Source organism: Spirosoma taeanense (genome assembly GCF_013127955.1).
GTDB lineage: Bacteria > Bacteroidota > Bacteroidia > Cytophagales > Spirosomataceae > Spirosoma > Spirosoma taeanense.
In genome coordinates, this window is sequence record NZ_CP053435.1 from 2,209,393 (window position 1) to 2,226,510 (window position 17,118).

The following is a 17,118-nucleotide window of genomic DNA, read 5'->3' on the forward strand; positions in this document are numbered from 1 at the left end:
CGACTCAGAGCCGCATCAGCGCTACGTAGGTTTCCAGGCCGTCCCACAGGTTCTGAAGACGCAGGTTTTCGTTTTCGGCGTGCTGATTGTTGTCATGGTTAGCAACCGGAACGGTTATCGTTGGCGTCTTCAGAATCTGTTCGAACAGATACAGCGGTAAACTGCCGCCCAGGCTTGGCTGCAGCACAATGTTGTCCTTAACCGTCGACTGAACCGCTTTCACGACAGTCTGGGCGATGGGCAGGTCCATAGGCGTCCGCTGAGCGTTGTAGCCTGATTCAGCAGTAATCCGGGCAATGCGTGGGTATTTCGCCCGTTCTTCGTCGGTGATGCTTTCCTTTTGCGTAACGTAATACCCCTGCGCAACGACGTGATCGATAACTTTCTGCACCTGCCGCCTGGCATCGTTACCCAGCACGAGCCGCAGGTCGAGCGTGGCTGTGGCTGAGGTAGGGATAACGTTGGCCGCCAGCTTACCGACGTTGGCACTCGATAACCCATTAATGTTCAGCGAAGGGCGCATCAGGAGTTCAGCCAGCGATTTGCCGCCCCCTTCGGCCTTGCCAAAGCCCAGTTCCTGCCGAAGCCGCTCGTCAATCGCCGGAATCCTGGTCAGTGCCTGCTTCTCCAGTTCAGTGAGGGGCGTTACGTCGTCATAGAAGCCCTTAATCAGCACATTGCCATCGTCATCTTTCATGGACGCCAGCAGCCGGGCGAGCATCATGGCCGGGTTGGGCGCCCAGTTCCCGTAATGACCGCTATGAAGGGGGCGTTTGGATGCGTATACTTTTAGTTCCACATTGATGTCGCCCCGAACGCCGAACTGCACCTGTTTGCGGCCCGTCTGATGCACAGGGCCGTCGCAGATGATCCAGAGATCGCTTTTCAGCTTGTCTTTGTGGCGTTCCAGAATCTCATTCAGGTGGGTGGAACCGGCTTCCTCTTCGCCTTCGAAAAAGAACTTAAGGTTGGCCGTGGGCTTTACGTTCATCTTCAGCAGCGCATCGTAAGCGGCCAGAATCGTGAACACGCCTGCCTTGTCGTCGGACGAACTCCGGGCATAGATACGCCAGTCCGGATTGATCGGCTCGCCGGGTTTGGGCAGGGAAACGGGCTGTCCGCCCGCGTCCAGCCGACCACTGTACAGGGCCGGCTCGAACGGTTTCAGGCCCTCGGCCCATTGGTTCGGATTGACAGGCTGGCCATCGTAATGCGCGTAAAAGACCACCGTTTTTGTCGCGCCCGGCACCATCACTTCGCCATAGACTGCCGGGGGAACGCCTTTTGTGCGGCCATCTAGTAGCTGGGGTTGAATGCCCCGCCGTTTCAACATATCGGCGATATAGCCCGCCGTTTTTTGAATACCTGCCGTATCATATACTACATTGGGAATGGCGAGCAAACCCCTGAATTCGTCAAGTAACTGCCGCTCATGCTGCTGGCGGTAGGAGCGGGTTTTCAGGGTCAGCTCACTTTGGGAAAAGGCAGTGCCTGCGAGCAAAAGGCAACTTAAAAGCAGAGCAAATTTCTTCATGCTGGATACTGGAAGCGTAAAAACGCTCGAAAATACAGAATCAGGAGCATGATTCGGTGAAAGCCTCTTTGAGTAGCATTCTCCAGGTAAAGAAACGAACAAGTTTAATTAGCTCTTTGGGAAATACCCCAGCGGTGAGGCTCCTGATTCGTCTTGAAAGTCATTTAGTTGGCCAGCGCGGTTTCCACTACGGAACAGAATAGCCGAAGGGCCAGCACTTTTCCATGCTGGCCCTTCGGCACAATAGATTTCAAAAAAGAAAGCCGGAACCAATTCAAACGATTCCGGCCCTAATCAGGACTGGGCAACTACCCGGAAATCTTTTTCTCCAGTTCCGACCCAAACGGCTGGTTATAAAACCGTTTACCCTTGTTTTTGTAGAGGGCATTAGCCACCGCGCCAAATACGGGCGGGAAAGGCGGTTCGCCTAGGCCAGTCGGGTCGATGTCGTTCTCCACAAAGTAGACCTCTATCTGCTTCGGCGCTTCGTTATGCCGAATGATGCGGTAGTTGTGGAAGTTCGATTGCTCGGCAGCCCCGTTCTTGTGCGTCAGGGCACCGTAGAACGCGTTGCCGATGCCATCGACCACCGCTCCCTGTACCATGTTTTTTGCCGATTCGGGATTGATCACGATACCGCAGTCCATGGCGCTAAATACCCGCTCTACGTAGGGCTGACCATCGCGGGTTACCATATCGACCACGTGGGCTGCGTAGGAGTTGTGGCAGAAATAAGCAGCCACACCCCGGCTATACTTTTCATGACCCGGTTTGTTCCAGTCCGACTTGTCGCGTACCAGCGTCAGTACACCCGCATACGGGTCAGGGTCATAGTCGTTGTTTTTGCCGACTGGGTTTTCCTTGGCCCGTTTCAGGAGTTCCAGCCGGAACTCGATGGGGTCTTTGCCCATGGCCTCCGCCAGTTCGTCCAGAAACGACTGCTCGGCGGCTGCGTTGAAGTTGGAGCGTGGTGCCCGGAAAGCCCCAATGGTGATATTGGACGGAATCTGCCAACCTTCGGCCAGGTAGTTATCAACGGCTCCGGCCGGGAAGCGGTTAGCATGAATCGGATGCTCCGGGACACCACCCCCTTTCACATGGAACGCAACCAGGTTTTTGTTCGCATCCAGGGCCGCGCGATACGTAGCCGTGTACATCGGGCGATAGATGCCGTAGGTCATGTCGTCTTCGCGGGAGTAGACCAGCTTGATGGGGGCTTTGGCTTTTTTGGAGATCAGAGCCGCTTCCACCAGATAATGCGAATAGGCCCGACGGCCAAACCCTCCGCCCATGCGCGTCATCTGTATCTCAATCTTCTCGGCGGGCAGGTCTAAACGTTTGGCCAGGGTCTGTTCGGCAATGCCCGGAGCTTGCAGGGGTCCGGCCAGCAAGGCTTTCTCGTCGGTCACATGGGCGAAGAAATTCATCGGCTCCATACAGTTATGCGCCAGGAAGGGTGCCGTGTAGGTTCGTTCGATGACCTGGGCCGCATTTTTGAAGGCCGTTTCCGGGTCTCCGTCCTTGCGGAGCTCAGTTGCCGGTTTTTGCGCCCATTCCTTCATCTTATCCAGATGCGCGGTGGTACTTTCCAGACCGGCGGGCGTAATCTCCTCGACTTTACGCCCGAATGCATTCATGGTTTCCTTAATCTCAGGAGTAGTCTCCCACTGGGCCTTTAATTTTTTGCGGGCATTCATGACCTCCCAGGTCGTTTTACCTACAACCACCAGCAGCTCATTAAACGACCGGGTTTCAAAGGCACCCCGTTCCGAACCTTCCTCAAACAAGGTGATGCTAAAGACATCGTTAATCCCCGGCATTTTCAGCGCCTGCGAGGCATCAAACGACTTGAGTTTCATGCCGAAGGCCGGTGGATGCTGAATCATGGCGATGAGCATACCTTCCTGGCGGAAATCCAGACCAAACAGCGGCTTTCCCGTCACGATCTTCAGACCCTCCACATTTTTCTGTGGGCTTCTGACAATGCTGAACTCCTTTGGGGTTTTAACTTTAACGTCCTTGGGCACGGGAATTCCGGCGGCTTTGGAAGCCATCTCGCCGTACTTAGCCGTGCGCATGGTTTTTTCGTGGATGATCATTCCCGTTTTGGTGGTTACTTCCTCCACCGGCACGTTCCAGGTTTGGGCGGCTGCCTCCCGCAGCATCTGCCGGGCTGCGGCCCCAGCCGTGCGAAGGGGCTTCCAGTAAGCGCGAACCGACTGACTCCCGCCCGTAAACTGAGAACCGAACTTCGTATTATCGTGCGGAGCCATTTCGACCACGACATCCGCCCAGTTTACGTCCAGTTCTTCGGCCAGCATCATGGGCAGCGACGTCATCACATTCTGCCCGAATTCCGGATTGGGGCACATGAGTTTGATTACGTTGTCCGGCGTAATCTGAATGTAGCCGTTGAGTTGGGCCCATTGCGGAGGCAGGTTCAGCGCCTGCATTTTATTGGCGGCCGGAATATCGGTCGCCTTAACGCTAGATAACCAGCTTATGCTGAGCATCATGCCACCGCCCGAAAGCAGCGACGCCTTCAGGAAGGACCGCCGGTTATAAGTAGTTTGGCAATTGTTCATGGTCAAGGTTCTGTTTTTGAGTTGACGACAACGCGTAACTACTTTTGGGCGACTGATTTGATGGCTTCTTTAATACGCAGGTACGTTCCGCAGCGGCAGAGGTTGCCACTCATGAACGCATCAATATCGGCATCACTCGGATTCGGATTGGTTTTCAGCAGTGAAGCCGCACTCATCATTTGCCCGGCCTGACAGTAGCCACACTGCGCTACGTCGTGGTCGAGCCAGGCTTTCTGCACGGGATGGTCGCCTTTCTGCGACAAGCCTTCAATCGTCGTGACTTCCTGATTGGCCAGGGAAGAGATGGGCAGCTGGCACGAACGCACCGCCATCCCGTTCAGGTGAACCGTACAGGCTCCACACTGACCAACGCCACAGCCATATTTGGTGCCTGTCAGACCAATTACGTCGCGAAGTGCCCAAAGCAGGGGCATTTGCGGGTCGGCCGTCAGTGTCTGGCTTTTCCCATTGAGTTTGAAGGTTATGTTTGCCATACCGTGGGGCGAAAAATGGAGTATAAATCAGCTTATAAAATTATTGGTGCTGTTCCTACTAAGGTAACGAGAAACAAACAATCTTTTACGAATTTCAAACATCCAGACTACGGCTCCGCCTTTAACGAGCGGGCCGTTTTATTACTTATTGTATTCTTCATCAGCTACCGGATTCAACCAGACGACTGCACCTTTATAGGTATTTGTAATGGCAACCTGCACTAGCGGATCGTCCTTGCTGGCCCCATGCCAGTGCGGAACGTTGGGCGGGCAGTTGACAACCTCTCCTTTCCGGATAATTCGTTTCGGGCTACCTTGTTCCTGATAGTAACCGATGCCATCCGTAATGAGCAGAATCTGTCCGGCGGGATGTGAATGCCAGTTTGTTCGGGCGCCTGGCTCAAACGTTACGCTACCGACCTGCGTGGGATTCAGACTATCAGACACGATCAGTTGCTGAAGCCATGCGTTGCCCGTAAAATTACTGTTCGTGATTTTTTCTCCTTTTAGAAATAGCGTGGCTGCCTGAACAATAGCTTTAGTACGTGGCGTTCTCTTTAGAACCGTTTGCAATACCTGGTTTGCCGCATTGCCTTCGTTTATCCCTACGCTGGTCTGAATGATAGACACGAGCTGGGTAAGCTGTTGCTCCGTAAGTCCGTTGTATAAGCCAACTCCAAAATGAGCGCGCAGTTGATTTTCGACACCGCTCAGGCTGGCCAACGCCGAAATAGTAGCAATTTCCCGGGTTTTCCAGTCCAGGTTATCCCGACCGAAAATATCGCCAAACAAGTGTTCTTTCAGAAACTGGTCGATGGCGGGTGCAAACTCGTACACCTCACCCGTAATGGGCACGCCTACAAGGCGAGTTTGCAGTTCCGTACCCAGTTGCCGCTTTGTTTTATTGGCCGGTAGTGGCGCAGGCTCTCTACCCGGTTTATCGATTATTCCTTGTTGTTTTCGGGCCTTCAGCACATCCATAAAACTGTGGAGGGCGTTCAGACTTCGTGGAAACCCGGCATATGCATAAAGCTGCACCAGAATTTCTTTAAGTTCATTGACGGTCAAACCCGCGTCTAATCCGGTGTTCAGGGCGTTCTGCAATTGCGCCATATTGCCCTGCGCTGTAAAAGCGGAAATGGTAACGATTGCCTGCTGCGCTGCACTCAGTTCCTGACCTGCTTCCATACGGAGTGAATTCGCGGCATTCGTCGGCTGCTGCGCCTTTACGGATTTAGCTGAACAGAACGCAAAGAGTCCTATCAGGAAGAAAAGCTTTAGGTGGGTCATACGGATAATCTTACGCTGTTGAGAAAACGGCCTTAAACGCTTCTTTCCATTACTCAATACGGCTCTGAGACGGGGAATACGGCATCAGTTAAGTGCTCCCACCATCTATACAGACAAACACAGCGAGATCAACAAGTATATCGTATTGCTATTGACCTATCAGTCGGGTGAACGAGAGGGCTCCTAATTTCCACGCTCCGTTTTCCTGAACATATACTTCCGTGACCTCGAACGGATTGGTGACTTCATTTCCACCAACAACTGCCAGTAAGGTGATTTTATTCAGGAGTATGGCCGTTGTGCCGATGATATTCACCGACACTTTCTGGATATCCGCTTTTTTGTAATGAATACCGCCAGATCGGATAATATTGACTTCCTGTTCCTTGCCCCAGGAACCACCCATGTGGACAAAGACCGCCTTGTCGTGAAAGAGAGCCGCCAATGTATCGGCTTTTTTCTCGGCCATCCACCGCCATTTATCCTTCGAGAGCCTGATAATCTCCTGCTCCGCGTTTGCACTGCCTGCTTTGTTTGCCTGCGCGAGAGCTGATTGCACCCCCATGATGAAGAAGCAGAATCCGAGAAGGGATACCTTCATCCAGGTATTTACCAGTTTATTGATAGGCATGATGTTAAGTTTAGTTTTTGCCAGCGTATTCTGCATCAGTCACCCGCTTAAACCAGATAGTTCTTCCTTTTTGGGTAGGCGTCGTGGCAATATACGTAACGCCACTCGTCGGGGTTGATCCGTGCCAATGCTCTACGCCCGGCTGGCACTTGATGATCTCACCCTTGCGAACGGTTTGTCTGGGTTTTCCTTTTTCCTGATAATAGCCGACCCCGTCTGTAAATAACAATATCTGCCCACCTGGATGCGTATGCCAGTGCAATCTGGAATTAGGCGCGAAAGTGGCCATTGCGATGCTGTACGTAAAGGTGCTGTCGGGCTTGCTTAATTCATTGAGCCAGACCGTTCCCACATGATGGTCGGGAGCCGATTTTTCGCCTTTCGGAAAGATGATTCCGTCCTGCGCGAATGCCCCTGTAGACAGCGAAGCAACGAGCAGAATCATAATGAGTTTACAATTAACAATACCGTTCATATTCGTACTGATTTATGTAGTTAGTTTTCTTTCGCCCAGCCATTTAACTATAGCTGGGTCGCGGTGGTCAAAAAACAGGCTTTGACCCGTATCCAGCCCGGCAATAGCCGCCATATCCGGCTCGGTTAGTGTAAAATCGAACACGTTAAAATTTTCCTCCATGCGTTCCTTCCGAACCGATTTTGGGATGACCACGACTCCCCGCTGAATCAGCCACCGCAGAATAACCTGAGCTACGCTTTTGCTGTATCGTTGCCCGATCGAACGTAACAGGTCGTTACGGAATATATTGTTTTTGCCTTCTGCAAAAGGTCCCCACGATTCAATCTGAACGCCGTTCTCAGCCAGGAATGCCTGCGTTTCTATCTGCTGATTGAACGGATGGGTTTCAATCTGATTCACGGCCGGAACGATTTCGTTGTGAACCATCAGGTCAATCAGCCGGTCGGAATGAAAGTTGCTCACACCAATGGCCCGAATCCTACCCTCTTTATACAGGTCCTGCATGGCTCTCCACGCACCGTAAACGTCCCCGTACGGCTGGTGAATCAGGTATAGATCGAGGTAGTCCAGTTGCAGCTTCTTCAACGAAGTGTCAAAGGCTTTCTTGGCTCCGTCGTATCCATCAGATTGTATCCAAAGCTTGGTCGTGATAAATAAATCTTCTCTGGGCACATCACTTTGTTGAATCGCTCGCCCTACTGCCTCTTCATTGCCGTACGAAGCCGCCGTGTCAATTAGCCGATAACCGATGTGAAGGGCATCCAGGACGCTTCGTTTACATTCGTTTACGTCAGGAATCTGAAAAACCCCAAACCCCAGAATGGGCATTTCCACACCATTGTTTAACCGGACCGTTTGCATGCTTTACATTATTAAACCTTACAAAGGTCATAACTTCCTGACCCCCGATAGTATGCAGATTACGGACATTTCTACCAATATTCCGGATTAAGGGGATGGCTATCCGGGAAAGCGTCTGGCATTCCTTAATTTTGAACTGAATGAACCAATTAGCGACATGAACGACCCGCTCCGGTTTGAGACAATAAGCGATTACAATGCTTTTAACAATAACGAAACCCTGCACCCACTGGTTAGTGTCGTCGACTTGTCGAAGGCGGCTCCCCGGCAGGGCTCCCGGATGTATTTTGGCTTTTATACAATCTTCCTGAAAGAGGTGAAATGTGGTGACCTGGTGTATGGTCGGCATACGTACGATTACCAGGAGGGGACGCTGGTGTTTCTGGCACCCGGACAGGTGGCAGGCATGAACAGTAACGGCGAAACGTATCAGCCAAAGGGCTACGTTCTCGTTTTCCATCCGGATCTGATCCGGGGCACTTCGCTGGGACGACACATACAGGAGTACACGTTTTTTGGCTACCAATCCAAGGAAGCGCTACATTTATCCGAACGGGAGCGACAGATCTTTCTGGATTGTCTGGCCAAGATCGAGTACGAGTTACAGCACGCCATCGACAAACACAGCAGAAAACTGGTTGTGGCCAATATTGAGTTGCTTCTTGACTACTGTGTCCGGTTCTACGACCGCCAGTTCCTTACCCGCGAGCATGTGCATCAGGGCATTCTGGAACGGTTTGAAGCGTTGCTTGACCAGTATTTTCGATCCGAAAAGCCGCAAACAAATGGCCTGCCTTCGGTGGCCTACTGTGCAGATCAGTTAAATTTATCGCCCAGCTATTTTGGCGATCTGGTGAAGAAAGAAATCGGAAAAACAGCGCAGGAGTTTATCCAGTCCAAGCTGATCGATGTCGCCAAAGACAAGATTTTTGACCCGGCCAAGACGATCAATGACGTAGCTTTTGAGTTAGGCTTCAAATATCCACAGCATTTTAGCCGGGTATTTAAGCAGCGGGTCGGGCAATCGCCCAATGAATACCGGACGCAGGTTTCCTAAAATAACCAGCGAGGCCTAGACTTGCCAAAGCCTCCGACCCGCTGCAAAATGAATCAATCTTCCCGGATTGATTATGTACAGCCTATTTCTCCACCCGCCGTTGTTCCTCGGCGGTGTAGCGGTCGCCGTGGATAGGGATTTTGGCGATGACGTTACCCAGTTCCTGTAATTCTTCCGAAGCAATCTGCAGGTCGGCAACTGCCAGGTTCTCACCCAGGTGGGCCGCTTTGGTGGTACCCGGAATGGGTATGATCCACGGCTTTTGCGCCAGCAGCCAGGCCAGCGCAACCTGAGCCGGCGTCATGCCGCGGGAAATACCGAAATCAACGAGCGCATCGACGATGGGCCGGTTCAGCTTCAGAGCTTCGGGGGTATAACGGGGCAGACCAGCGCGATTATCATTCGCAGCGTAAAATTTTGTCTGCTCATTCAGCATACCGGCCAGATACCCCCGGCATAGCGGGCTGTAGGGGATAAAGCCGATGCCGAGTTCTTCGAGGGCCGGTAGTACGCTTTCTTCGGGTTTCCGCCACATCAGCGAATACTCACTTTGCACCACCGTAACCGGATGCACCGCGTGCGCTTTCCGGATGGTCTGGACGCTGGCTTCACTTAGGCCGAACCGCCTGACTTTGCCTTCTTGTATCAGGTCTTTGACCGTACCGGCAACGTCTTCAATGGGTACATTGGGGTCCACGCGGTGCTGGTAGAGCAGGTCGATGTAGTCGGTGCGGAGCCGCTTCAGCGATTGGTTCACGACGGCGCGGATGTACTCGGGACGGCTGTTCAGGCCCGCTATTTTACCATCCTGAATATTGAACCCGAACTTGGTCGAGACCATAACACGCTTCCGCATCGGAGCCAGAGCCTCTCCGACTAACTCTTCATTCACGAACGGACCATACACTTCGGCGGTGTCGAATAACGTAACGCCCTCGTCGACGGCTTTACGGATCAGCGCTATCGATACCTTCCGGTCTGGAATCCGGCCGCGGTGGTAGCTCATGCCCATGCAGCCTAACCCCAGCGACGACACCTCCATGGTGAATTTCCCTGAACCCAGCGTACGGCGTTCGTGATCGTAGCCAGTTCTGATGACTGGTTACCGATTGTTGCCCCGTTAGGTAAGGCAGGTGCTGTCACCAGAGTCGCTCCAAGCGTGGCGCCTGCCCTGAGGAAATTACGTCGGGCCAACGATTGACCGTCTGACTGCGCTGAAATGGATGGATTCGTTTCTTCTGGCTTCATGGCTTTCTATGGTAAGCGTTTGGCGGAAAGGGTAGACGCGGTTACAAGCCCGTCGTTTTTTCCATCTGTTCGGGGTAGCGGGTTCCAACCACCTTAATTTCGGTAGAAGCCGCTTCAATCTCCTGAAGCTCTTCGGCGGTTAGCTGAATGGTCACAGCTCCGTTGTTTTCCGTCAGGCGGTGCAGTTTTGTCGTACCGGGAATGGGTACAATCCACGGCTTCTGCGCCAGTACCCAGGCCAGCGCAATCTGAGCTGCGGTGGCGTTTCGGCGGGCAGCAAACGTGTTCAACAAATCAACCAGGGCCTGGTTTGCTTTGCGGGCATCTTCCGTGAAGCGTGGCAGAATGTTCCGAATGTCACCCTGGGCGAACTGGGCGCTTTCGTCCATCTTACCGGTCAGGAAGCCCTTACCGAGCGGGCTATAGGCCACCAGACCAATACCCAACTCTTCAATAGTCGGAATGATTTCGGCTTCGTGCTGGCGAGTCCAGAGCGAGTATTCGCTTTGCAGGGCTGTAACTGGCTGCACGGCATTAGCTCGCCGAATGGTCTGCGCACCAGCCTCCGACAAGCCAAAGTGTTTCACCTTTCCTTCCCGGATAAGATCGCGTACCGTACCGGCTACGTCTTCAATCGGTACGTTGGGGTCCACGCGGTGCTGATAAAACAGGTCAATCACATCCACGCGGAGTCGTTTCAGCGAGGCTTCGGCCACTTTTCGAATGCGCTCCGGTTGGCTGTTAAGCCCTTCCAGCCGGTTACCTTCATCGTCGATGTTGAAGCCGAATTTGGTGGCAATCACTACCTCGCCCTTGAATGGTTCGAGCGCTTCGCCCAACAGTTCTTCATTGGTGAACGGACCGTATACCTCCGCCGTATCGAAGAAAGTAACGCCCTGTTCGACGGCGGCCCGAATCAGGGCAATACCGTCCTGTTTATCTATAGCCGGGCCGTAGCCGAAGCTCATGCCCATGCAGCCCAGCCCAATGGCCGAGACTTCTAATTTGTGCTTACCCAGTTCGCGCTTTTGCATTGTTGTATCCGTTTATTAGGCCAGGATTTAATGAAAACAAAAGTAGGCCCGAAGGCTTGCCAGGCACAGCGAGAACCAAACGACTTATTACGAAATTCAAACAGTTTACGTTTTGCCTCTAAAAGGTAAGAGCCTGAAGATGTATATCCTGGCTGATTGTGTAAGGCTCTTTTTCCTTGAAAAGCTAGCATGGCATTGGTTCATCATAGCCCTATTAAAGGCCGCTTTTCTTTTCCATCTCGGCCGGATACCGAGCCCCCTGAATCTGAATGTTCGCAGCCGCGGCTTCCAGCTCGCGCAGGTCGTCGGCCGTAAGGTTTACCTCGACGGCACCCAGATTTTCCTCTAAACGATTGAGTTTTGTTGTACCCGGAATGGGCACGATCCACGGCTTTTGGGCCAATAGCCAGGCCAGCGCAATCTGACCGGGTGTAGCGTCTTTCTGCTCGGCAAATTGGTTTAGTAAATCGACCAGGGCCTGATTCGCTTTCCGGTTTTCCTCAGAGAATCGGGGTACGGTGCTGCGAAAATCCGTGGCGTCAAGTTTGGTGTTTTCGTCAATCTTACCAGTAAGAAAGCCTTTGCCCAGCGGACTGAAGGGCACAAAACCGATGCCCAGCTCCTCCAGCGTGGGTAGGATCTCTTTTTCGGGCTCCCGGGTCCAGAGTGAGTATTCACTTTGCAGGGCCGCCACCGGTTGAACCGCATGCGCCCGCCGAATGGTCTGAGCCCCCGCTTCCGACAGGCCAAAATGCTTGACTTTTCCTTCCTGAATCAGGTCGCGTACCGCCCCCGCTACGTCTTCAATGGGTACGTTAGGATCAACCCGATGCTGGTAGTACAAATCGATTACGTCGACACGTAGGCGTTTCAGGGAGCCTTCCACTACTTTTTTGATGTGCTCGGGGCGGCTGTTGAGGGCATTCCACCGGGCGTTGGCTTCGCTTTCGGAAGCCGGTGCCCAGCCGAATTTGGTGGCGATTGCCACCTGCCCGCGGAACGGTTCGAGCGCTTCGCCCAATAGTTCTTCGTTATGGTAAGGGCCGTACACTTCGGCAGTATCGAAGAAGGTTATGCCCCGCTCAACGGCGGCCCGCAGCAGGGCAATCATTTCGGCTTTGTCTTTGGGCGGCCCGTAGGACCAGCTCATGCCCATACAGCCTAATCCCAGCGCGGATACGTTCAGGCCATTCGTTCCCAATGTTCTTGTTTGCATGACGGTTATGTTTTGGGCTTAGTCAATTTTAGCGTCTTTCAGGACGTTGATAGCGTTGGAAATGCGAGGGAAACCGATGTACGGATAGAGCTGCACCATCGCGGCCAGCAGCGTTTCTTTGCTGTTGCCTGCTTTCAGATTGCCAGCCGCGTGGGAAGCCATCTGTCGTTCGGTGCCGCCTAAGGTGGCCAGGGCGCAGAAGATCATCAGTTCGCGGGTTTTCAGATCCAGGCCCTCGCGGGTATAGAAATCGCCAAAACCCGATTCGGTCAACATCCGGGGAATGGCTTCCGCAAATTCGCCCGGCAGGACTTTCATGTTCTGCCTCATGGCATCACCGTAGAGCGGAGCCTGCTTTTCGCGTCCCCGCTTGAAACGTTCACCCTCCTGGACGGTTGCTTTATTCTCCAGGGGCAGCTTAATACCCCGGCTCTCAAATACCTTGTTGATGATCTCCAGCGCATTCAGCACTTTGGGATAGCCGATAAACAGCGCACATTGATACACGACCTCCCGAATCTGGACTGGCGTTACACCGACGTTGAGCGCGGCATTGGTGTGCGGGGTTAATTGCGGTAAGGTCTGGTTGGTGGTGAGCGCGGTGATGGTGATCAATTCCCGCGTTTTGTCATCCAGGTTTCCAACGTAAAACACTTCGCCGAAAATGAACCGCTGTAGGATGGTCATCAGCTCGGGGTCAGTTTTACTGGCCGTAATGGGCTGGCCAAACAGTACTTCGTACTTGGTTTGGGCGCGCTCGACCCGGTTGGCGTCCAGGGCCTTTTTTGAAGATGGTTTATTTGGAGTTTGCCCCAATACGCTCCCCGACAAGAGCAATGTCAGGCCCAGCGGCAATAGGCTGCGTTTCATACAAAGGCTTGGTTTAAGTAACAGATTGGAAGAGACAGGCGGCTAATTCAACAACCGCTCGCGACCGTCCGCGGCTGCAGTCCGACGGTACTCGTTTGGCGACTGGCCCACCCGTTGCTTAAACAGCCGGGTAAAATGCTGCGGGTACTTGAACCCCATTTCGTAGGCAATCTCGCTGATGGATTTGCTCAAATCGAACATGCGTTCTTTGGATAGCTCGATTACTTTGGTCTGGATATAATCCTGAGCCGACTGGCCGGTTTCTTTCTTCACCAGATCGCCGAAATAATTAGCGGACAAATGGAGCTGTTCGGCACAATACCTTACTGTGGGCAGTCCCCCGGTTTGGGGCTTATTGGACCCAAAATAATCATCCAGCAGCGCTTCAAACCGGACCAGTACGTCCTTGTGAACGTGGTCGCGGGTAATAAACTGCCGGTCGTAGAACCGGACACAATAGTTCAGCAGGAGTTCGATATTGGTGGCAATCAATCGTTTGCTGTGCTTATCAATCGGGTAGGCTAGCTCATCTCCAATCTTCCGAAAGCATTCCACCACCAGCGCTCGTTCCCGATCGGAGAGATGCAGGGCTTCGTTGGCCTCATAGGCGAAAAAGCTATATTCTTTCATGTGCTGGCTCAGGGCCGTACCCCGAATCAGATCGGGGTGAAAGGCCAGGGCCCACCCCGTCGGCTGTATGCTTTCGGCTTCGTCCTCTTCCAGGCCAAATACCTGTCCCGGTGCGATGAACAGCATGGTGCCCTCGTCGTAATCGTAATGCTGGCGGCCATAGACCAAAGGCGCACATTTGTCTTGCTTGAGAAACACGATGTAGAGTTCCGACAGCCAGCGTCCCGTCTGCACCGGCCTGGACTGGGACTGATCCAGCACACTCACTAACGGATGCAGAACCCGCTGACCACGCTCGGCATTGAACTGGCCCACGCTTTGTAGTTTCCGTATTTTATCCATCTACTTACCTTTCTTTATGGGTTTGAGAATGAACGGCTCGCCCGGAGCCAGCACCTTGATTCTGCCGGGATTGACAATCGCTTTCGCCAGCCGGGCGGGGTCACCGTTGAACGGGCTGAAATCCGGCGCATCCACCGAGCCCCAGTGGCAGAGCAGCAGCGGACTGTTCGGATACGCGTTGGCGATTTTCACTGCGCCTTCAAACGTAAAGTGCCATTCGCTGTCAGAAAAATCAAAGAAAATAGCATCTGGTGTGGGCATGGACAGATGGCCAGGCGTTAGCCGGGAGTCGCCTGGTGCCCAGATAGTACCATCGGGTGTTTCAAGCCAGAAACCACAGGCATCTTCATTTTTAAAATGGCGCTTGCTCATGCCTGGATAGGCATTCTGGTAGGCATGATCGGCTGGCGTTAGCGTGACTTTTACCCGGCCAAATTTGAAGCTGTCACCGATAGTATGGCCAAAGGCCGGTAGTCCGAGGTTCTGCATGAGCGAATCGACATAGATCGTTGAGTGATAGGCTTTGGTGGCTCTTTTCAGATCCTGATTCGTCGGTACGCTGAAGTGGTCATTATCCGCGTGGGTTACTAATACGGCATCCAGACGGGGAACGGCTTTGGGCGCAATCGGGAAATCAATCAGCACGGGCATATCGAAGCCTTCCAGCACCGGGTCGATCATAAACGTTGTCCCGCGGCTGTTGACCAGAAAACCGGCGAAACCCAGCCAGCGCACGGTAGTCTGCCTGGACGGTCCAAAGGCTTCGGCTCCGAACGGCTGCGTTTTCGGGGCGCGGGCCTGATACTTCTTTTCAACGGTCTTAGCCGTCCCCTGCCGGGTGCTGTCAGCCGTGGATTGGGCGTTACCCAAACGGATCAACCCGATGAGAAAGGTAATGATTATGGCTATAGTTTGAATCTTCATGCTCTTATGTTAGCGCGTAAGTCGCTGGCTTTTAATAAGAACAAAGGTCCGGTGATTCCGTTAACCCGCCTGTATACCGATTACAGGATTACTTACCATTATTACAGATGATACCTACTGCCCACCGTTGGGTAAGGATAAAATGCCTGGCCTACTGGTACGGTACTTCTCAGCAGAACTCTCCTTCATTCACCTGAAAAGCCCAAAGCTGATAGCCTGTAAAAACTCAGGGAGCCGGAAAAGCAGGTAAAATGAGAAAATGCTTGGGAACGTTAGCCGTTTCGTTTGTTGATGCTCATAAACCCGATTCACGCGCGTATGACAAACCTGCTATTCCCCACAGATTTCTCTACCAATACCACTGCCGCTCTCGACTGGGTTCGGTTGTTTGCCCGTAAAACCGGCGCTACCGTCACCCTATTGCACGTATATCAGCCCATTATTCCGGATTCTACATTGCCTACTATCGGTGATCCGGGCATGGGTGTAACGGCTTCGCAGGAGATCGAAGAGATTAGTCGTCGGCGGTTGAATGAATTAGCCGTCGAATTACAAGCCGAAGGCTTATCTGTTCAGACGGAATGGCGCATTGGCTCGGTGGACGATGAAATACTCGATGCGGCCCGCGAGTATTCGGCCGACCTGATTGTCATGGGTCGTAGTGAACTGAATACGTTTTTCGACCGATTGGCGGGCAGTGCCGTAACCGACGTAGCGGGCGAAGCGCTCTGCCCGGTGCTGATTGTGCCGACTCTGCCGGATGGGGGCGCCGTTCGGCCAGCGCAGGTACAAACGATTGTCTACGCCATGCAGCCGCGCACGACCCAAAATGATGTATCGACCCAGACCGACTCGCTGGTAGAAGCCTTTGACGCGCAGCTAACCGTACTGACCGACGACAAGCTTGATGATGCGCATGCCGATCTGATCGTGATGGAACTGTATCCGCAGTCGGGTTTTCTGGATGGTTTACTGCATCCTAACCGCACCACGGCGTTGATTGGAAAATCGTCGGTGCCGGTGTTGGTGTATCATCAACCCAAGTAAGTTGCTTATTCAAATAATCCGGTGCAGTCAACCCAGAGGAAGCGACTGCACCGGATTATTCATTTCCCTGTTCGCCACCCACGGGTCCATAGAACAAAACCCAGGTTGCAAAATCGTCGGTAAAGTTTTCAAAGCGGTGCTCTATACCAGCGGGCACAAACAGCAGGTCGCCGGGTTTAACCGCCATGATTGTGCCCGCATAATCGAATGTACCGGTGCCGGACGTAATGATGTACACCTCGTCGCGCGCGTGCGGCTGCTGTTTATCAATTTTGTCGGGTTTGTAAAACTCAACGACCAGACTGCCGTGCGCAAACAACTGTACAAACTCATTGGGGCTACGCCGTAACTTGTTAAGCCCATCTTCCAGCGTGAAAGGGCTAGTCATGGGATAACGTCATGAAATACAGGTCCAGACCGGGGACCCAGAAATTGGACTCAGTATACTGCAGCCGAAACCCGAATCGCTCAAAAAAATGGTAGGCTACCTGCGAAGTGCGACATTCGATATGCCGAACACCGGGGTGTTGGCTAATTTCGTTGAGAGTATGCTGCATCAACGCGCTACCAACGCCTGAACCTATGCGGTCCGGGTCAGTGAGTATCCAGACAATACGGGCCGTTTGCCCATCCGCCACCACGTAATACCCACACGCTCCAATTACCTGACCGCTGTGTTCGGCTACGAAATACGGGTCCGTAAACGTATTCAGGAAATCGGCGTATTCAGCTACCTCTTCTTCACCGAATGCATTCGGTACGTGTCGGCGAAAAATTGATAACAGGGTATCAGCATCGGTCGGTTGGTATGGTCGAATAGACATCGCAAGTAGCTACTTCAGTAACGTAAACGTAACACTATTTGCTTTCCCGGCGC

General features: G+C 53.0%; 18 protein-coding genes. 2 read left to right on the plus strand and 16 right to left on the minus strand.

The annotated features are described in order from the left end of the window. Window positions 1-4 precede the first annotated feature (4 nt). The 7 genes from HNV11_RS09340 to HNV11_RS09370 form a co-directional block, all read right to left on the minus strand. Window positions 5-1,534 (minus strand): M20/M25/M40 family metallo-hydrolase, encoded by a 1,530-nt coding sequence (locus tag HNV11_RS09340; protein WP_171739408.1) that lies wholly within the window; start codon window positions 1,532-1,534, stop codon window positions 5-7. A 308-nt stretch (window positions 1,535-1,842) separates the two neighbouring features. After that, the gene (locus HNV11_RS09345; RefSeq protein ID WP_171739409.1) at window positions 1,843-4,119 is read right to left on the minus strand and encodes a xanthine dehydrogenase family protein molybdopterin-binding subunit; all 2,277 of its coding nucleotides are present in this window, start codon (window positions 4,117-4,119) and stop codon (window positions 1,843-1,845) included. 38 nt (window positions 4,120-4,157) lie between these two features. Continuing rightward, window positions 4,158-4,613 (minus strand): (2Fe-2S)-binding protein, encoded by a 456-nt coding sequence (locus tag HNV11_RS09350; RefSeq protein WP_171739410.1) that lies wholly within the window; start codon window positions 4,611-4,613, stop codon window positions 4,158-4,160. Between the two features lie 141 nt (window positions 4,614-4,754). Next, window positions 4,755-5,903, minus strand: coding sequence for a carboxymuconolactone decarboxylase family protein (locus HNV11_RS09355; protein WP_171739411.1), 1,149 nt, complete (start codon window positions 5,901-5,903; stop codon window positions 4,755-4,757). 148 nt (window positions 5,904-6,051) lie between these two features. Then, window positions 6,052-6,534 (minus strand): nuclear transport factor 2 family protein, encoded by a 483-nt coding sequence (locus tag HNV11_RS09360; RefSeq protein WP_240163879.1) that lies wholly within the window; start codon window positions 6,532-6,534, stop codon window positions 6,052-6,054. 10 nt (window positions 6,535-6,544) lie between these two features. Next, window positions 6,545-7,009 carry a cupin domain-containing protein gene (locus HNV11_RS09365; protein WP_171739412.1) on the minus strand — a complete coding sequence of 155 codons (465 nt, stop codon included), beginning with the start codon at window positions 7,007-7,009 and terminating at the stop codon, window positions 6,545-6,547. 12 nt (window positions 7,010-7,021) lie between these two features. Beyond that, window positions 7,022-7,873 carry an aldo/keto reductase gene (locus HNV11_RS09370; RefSeq protein ID WP_171739413.1) on the minus strand — a complete coding sequence of 284 codons (852 nt, stop codon included), beginning with the start codon at window positions 7,871-7,873 and terminating at the stop codon, window positions 7,022-7,024. Between the two features lie 157 nt (window positions 7,874-8,030). On the opposite strand from HNV11_RS09370, the gene HNV11_RS09375 reads away from it, so the two are divergent. Further along, window positions 8,031-8,930 carry a helix-turn-helix domain-containing protein gene (locus HNV11_RS09375; protein ID WP_171739414.1) on the plus strand — a complete coding sequence of 300 codons (900 nt, stop codon included), beginning with the start codon at window positions 8,031-8,033 and terminating at the stop codon, window positions 8,928-8,930. A gap of 82 nt (window positions 8,931-9,012) precedes the next feature. Here HNV11_RS09375 and HNV11_RS09380 read toward each other — a convergent pair whose 3' ends face one another. From HNV11_RS09380 to HNV11_RS09410, 7 genes are all read right to left on the minus strand, one after another. Then, window positions 9,013-9,972: an aldo/keto reductase gene (locus HNV11_RS09380; protein WP_171739415.1), complete on the minus strand. Its 960-nt coding sequence runs from the start codon at window positions 9,970-9,972 to the stop codon at window positions 9,013-9,015. Continuing rightward, window positions 9,948-10,178 carry a twin-arginine translocation signal domain-containing protein gene (locus HNV11_RS24210; protein WP_171739416.1) on the minus strand — a complete coding sequence of 77 codons (231 nt, stop codon included), beginning with the start codon at window positions 10,176-10,178 and terminating at the stop codon, window positions 9,948-9,950. Before HNV11_RS24210 ends, HNV11_RS09380 begins: the two co-directional genes overlap by 25 nt. Window positions 10,179-10,219: 41 nt before the next feature. Continuing rightward, on the minus strand, window positions 10,220-11,212 hold the full coding sequence (locus tag HNV11_RS09390; protein ID WP_171739417.1) for an aldo/keto reductase: 993 nt from the start codon (window positions 11,210-11,212) through the stop codon (window positions 10,220-10,222). Between the two features lie 214 nt (window positions 11,213-11,426). Beyond that, window positions 11,427-12,428, minus strand: coding sequence for an aldo/keto reductase (locus HNV11_RS09395; protein ID WP_171739418.1), 1,002 nt, complete (start codon window positions 12,426-12,428; stop codon window positions 11,427-11,429). A gap of 18 nt (window positions 12,429-12,446) precedes the next feature. Next, window positions 12,447-13,298 (minus strand): carboxymuconolactone decarboxylase family protein, encoded by an 852-nt coding sequence (locus HNV11_RS09400; RefSeq protein ID WP_171739419.1) that lies wholly within the window; start codon window positions 13,296-13,298, stop codon window positions 12,447-12,449. A 42-nt stretch (window positions 13,299-13,340) separates the two neighbouring features. Further along, complete coding sequence (locus HNV11_RS09405; protein ID WP_171739420.1) at window positions 13,341-14,270, minus strand: helix-turn-helix domain-containing protein; 930 nt, start codon at window positions 14,268-14,270, stop codon at window positions 13,341-13,343. Beyond that, window positions 14,271-15,194, minus strand: coding sequence for an MBL fold metallo-hydrolase (locus tag HNV11_RS09410; RefSeq protein WP_171739421.1), 924 nt, complete (start codon window positions 15,192-15,194; stop codon window positions 14,271-14,273). Between the two features lie 318 nt (window positions 15,195-15,512). On the opposite strand from HNV11_RS09410, the gene HNV11_RS09415 reads away from it, so the two are divergent. Next, a complete protein-coding gene (locus HNV11_RS09415) occupies window positions 15,513-16,241 on the plus strand; it encodes a universal stress protein (RefSeq protein WP_171739422.1) in 729 nt (242 codons plus the stop codon). A gap of 55 nt (window positions 16,242-16,296) precedes the next feature. On the opposite strand, the gene HNV11_RS09420 is transcribed toward HNV11_RS09415, so the two are convergent. Together HNV11_RS09420 and HNV11_RS09425 are read right to left on the minus strand one after the other, a co-directional pair. Beyond that, complete coding sequence (locus HNV11_RS09420; RefSeq protein ID WP_171739423.1) at window positions 16,297-16,629, minus strand: cupin domain-containing protein; 333 nt, start codon at window positions 16,627-16,629, stop codon at window positions 16,297-16,299. Then, window positions 16,622-17,065, minus strand: coding sequence for a GNAT family N-acetyltransferase (locus HNV11_RS09425; RefSeq protein ID WP_171739424.1), 444 nt, complete (start codon window positions 17,063-17,065; stop codon window positions 16,622-16,624). The genes HNV11_RS09420 and HNV11_RS09425 overlap by 8 nt, the downstream gene beginning before the upstream one ends. Window positions 17,066-17,118: the final 53 nt, after the last annotated feature.

What these genes read in the sequence shown, in the direction of transcription:
- HNV11_RS09425 (WP_171739424.1), bottom strand. Translation starts at nt 17,065, where the DNA reads ATGTCTATTCGACCATACCAACCGACCGATGCTGATACCCTGTTATCA.
- HNV11_RS09350 (WP_171739410.1), bottom strand. Translation starts at nt 4,613, where the DNA reads ATGGCAAACATAACCTTCAAACTCAATGGGAAAAGCCAGACACTGACG.
- HNV11_RS09365 (WP_171739412.1), bottom strand. Translation starts at nt 7,009, where the DNA reads ATGAACGGTATTGTTAATTGTAAACTCATTATGATTCTGCTCGTTGCT.
- HNV11_RS09370 (WP_171739413.1), bottom strand. Translation starts at nt 7,873, where the DNA reads ATGCAAACGGTCCGGTTAAACAATGGTGTGGAAATGCCCATTCTGGGG.
- HNV11_RS24210 (WP_171739416.1), bottom strand. Translation starts at nt 10,178, where the DNA reads ATGAAGCCAGAAGAAACGAATCCATCCATTTCAGCGCAGTCAGACGGT.
- HNV11_RS09345 (WP_171739409.1), bottom strand. Translation starts at nt 4,119, where the DNA reads ATGAACAATTGCCAAACTACTTATAACCGGCGGTCCTTCCTGAAGGCG.
- HNV11_RS09415 (WP_171739422.1), top strand. Translation starts at nt 15,513, where the DNA reads ATGACAAACCTGCTATTCCCCACAGATTTCTCTACCAATACCACTGCC.
- HNV11_RS09405 (WP_171739420.1), bottom strand. Translation starts at nt 14,270, where the DNA reads ATGGATAAAATACGGAAACTACAAAGCGTGGGCCAGTTCAATGCCGAG.
- HNV11_RS09395 (WP_171739418.1), bottom strand. Translation starts at nt 12,428, where the DNA reads ATGCAAACAAGAACATTGGGAACGAATGGCCTGAACGTATCCGCGCTG.
- HNV11_RS09390 (WP_171739417.1), bottom strand. Translation starts at nt 11,212, where the DNA reads ATGCAAAAGCGCGAACTGGGTAAGCACAAATTAGAAGTCTCGGCCATT.
- HNV11_RS09360 (WP_240163879.1), bottom strand. Translation starts at nt 6,534, where the DNA reads ATGCCTATCAATAAACTGGTAAATACCTGGATGAAGGTATCCCTTCTC.
- HNV11_RS09340 (WP_171739408.1), bottom strand. Translation starts at nt 1,534, where the DNA reads ATGAAGAAATTTGCTCTGCTTTTAAGTTGCCTTTTGCTCGCAGGCACT.
- HNV11_RS09375 (WP_171739414.1), top strand. Translation starts at nt 8,031, where the DNA reads ATGAACGACCCGCTCCGGTTTGAGACAATAAGCGATTACAATGCTTTT.
- HNV11_RS09420 (WP_171739423.1), bottom strand. Translation starts at nt 16,629, where the DNA reads ATGACTAGCCCTTTCACGCTGGAAGATGGGCTTAACAAGTTACGGCGT.
- HNV11_RS09380 (WP_171739415.1), bottom strand. Translation starts at nt 9,972, where the DNA reads ATGGAGGTGTCGTCGCTGGGGTTAGGCTGCATGGGCATGAGCTACCAC.
- HNV11_RS09355 (WP_171739411.1), bottom strand. Translation starts at nt 5,903, where the DNA reads ATGACCCACCTAAAGCTTTTCTTCCTGATAGGACTCTTTGCGTTCTGT.
- HNV11_RS09410 (WP_171739421.1), bottom strand. Translation starts at nt 15,194, where the DNA reads ATGAAGATTCAAACTATAGCCATAATCATTACCTTTCTCATCGGGTTG.
- HNV11_RS09400 (WP_171739419.1), bottom strand. Translation starts at nt 13,298, where the DNA reads ATGAAACGCAGCCTATTGCCGCTGGGCCTGACATTGCTCTTGTCGGGG.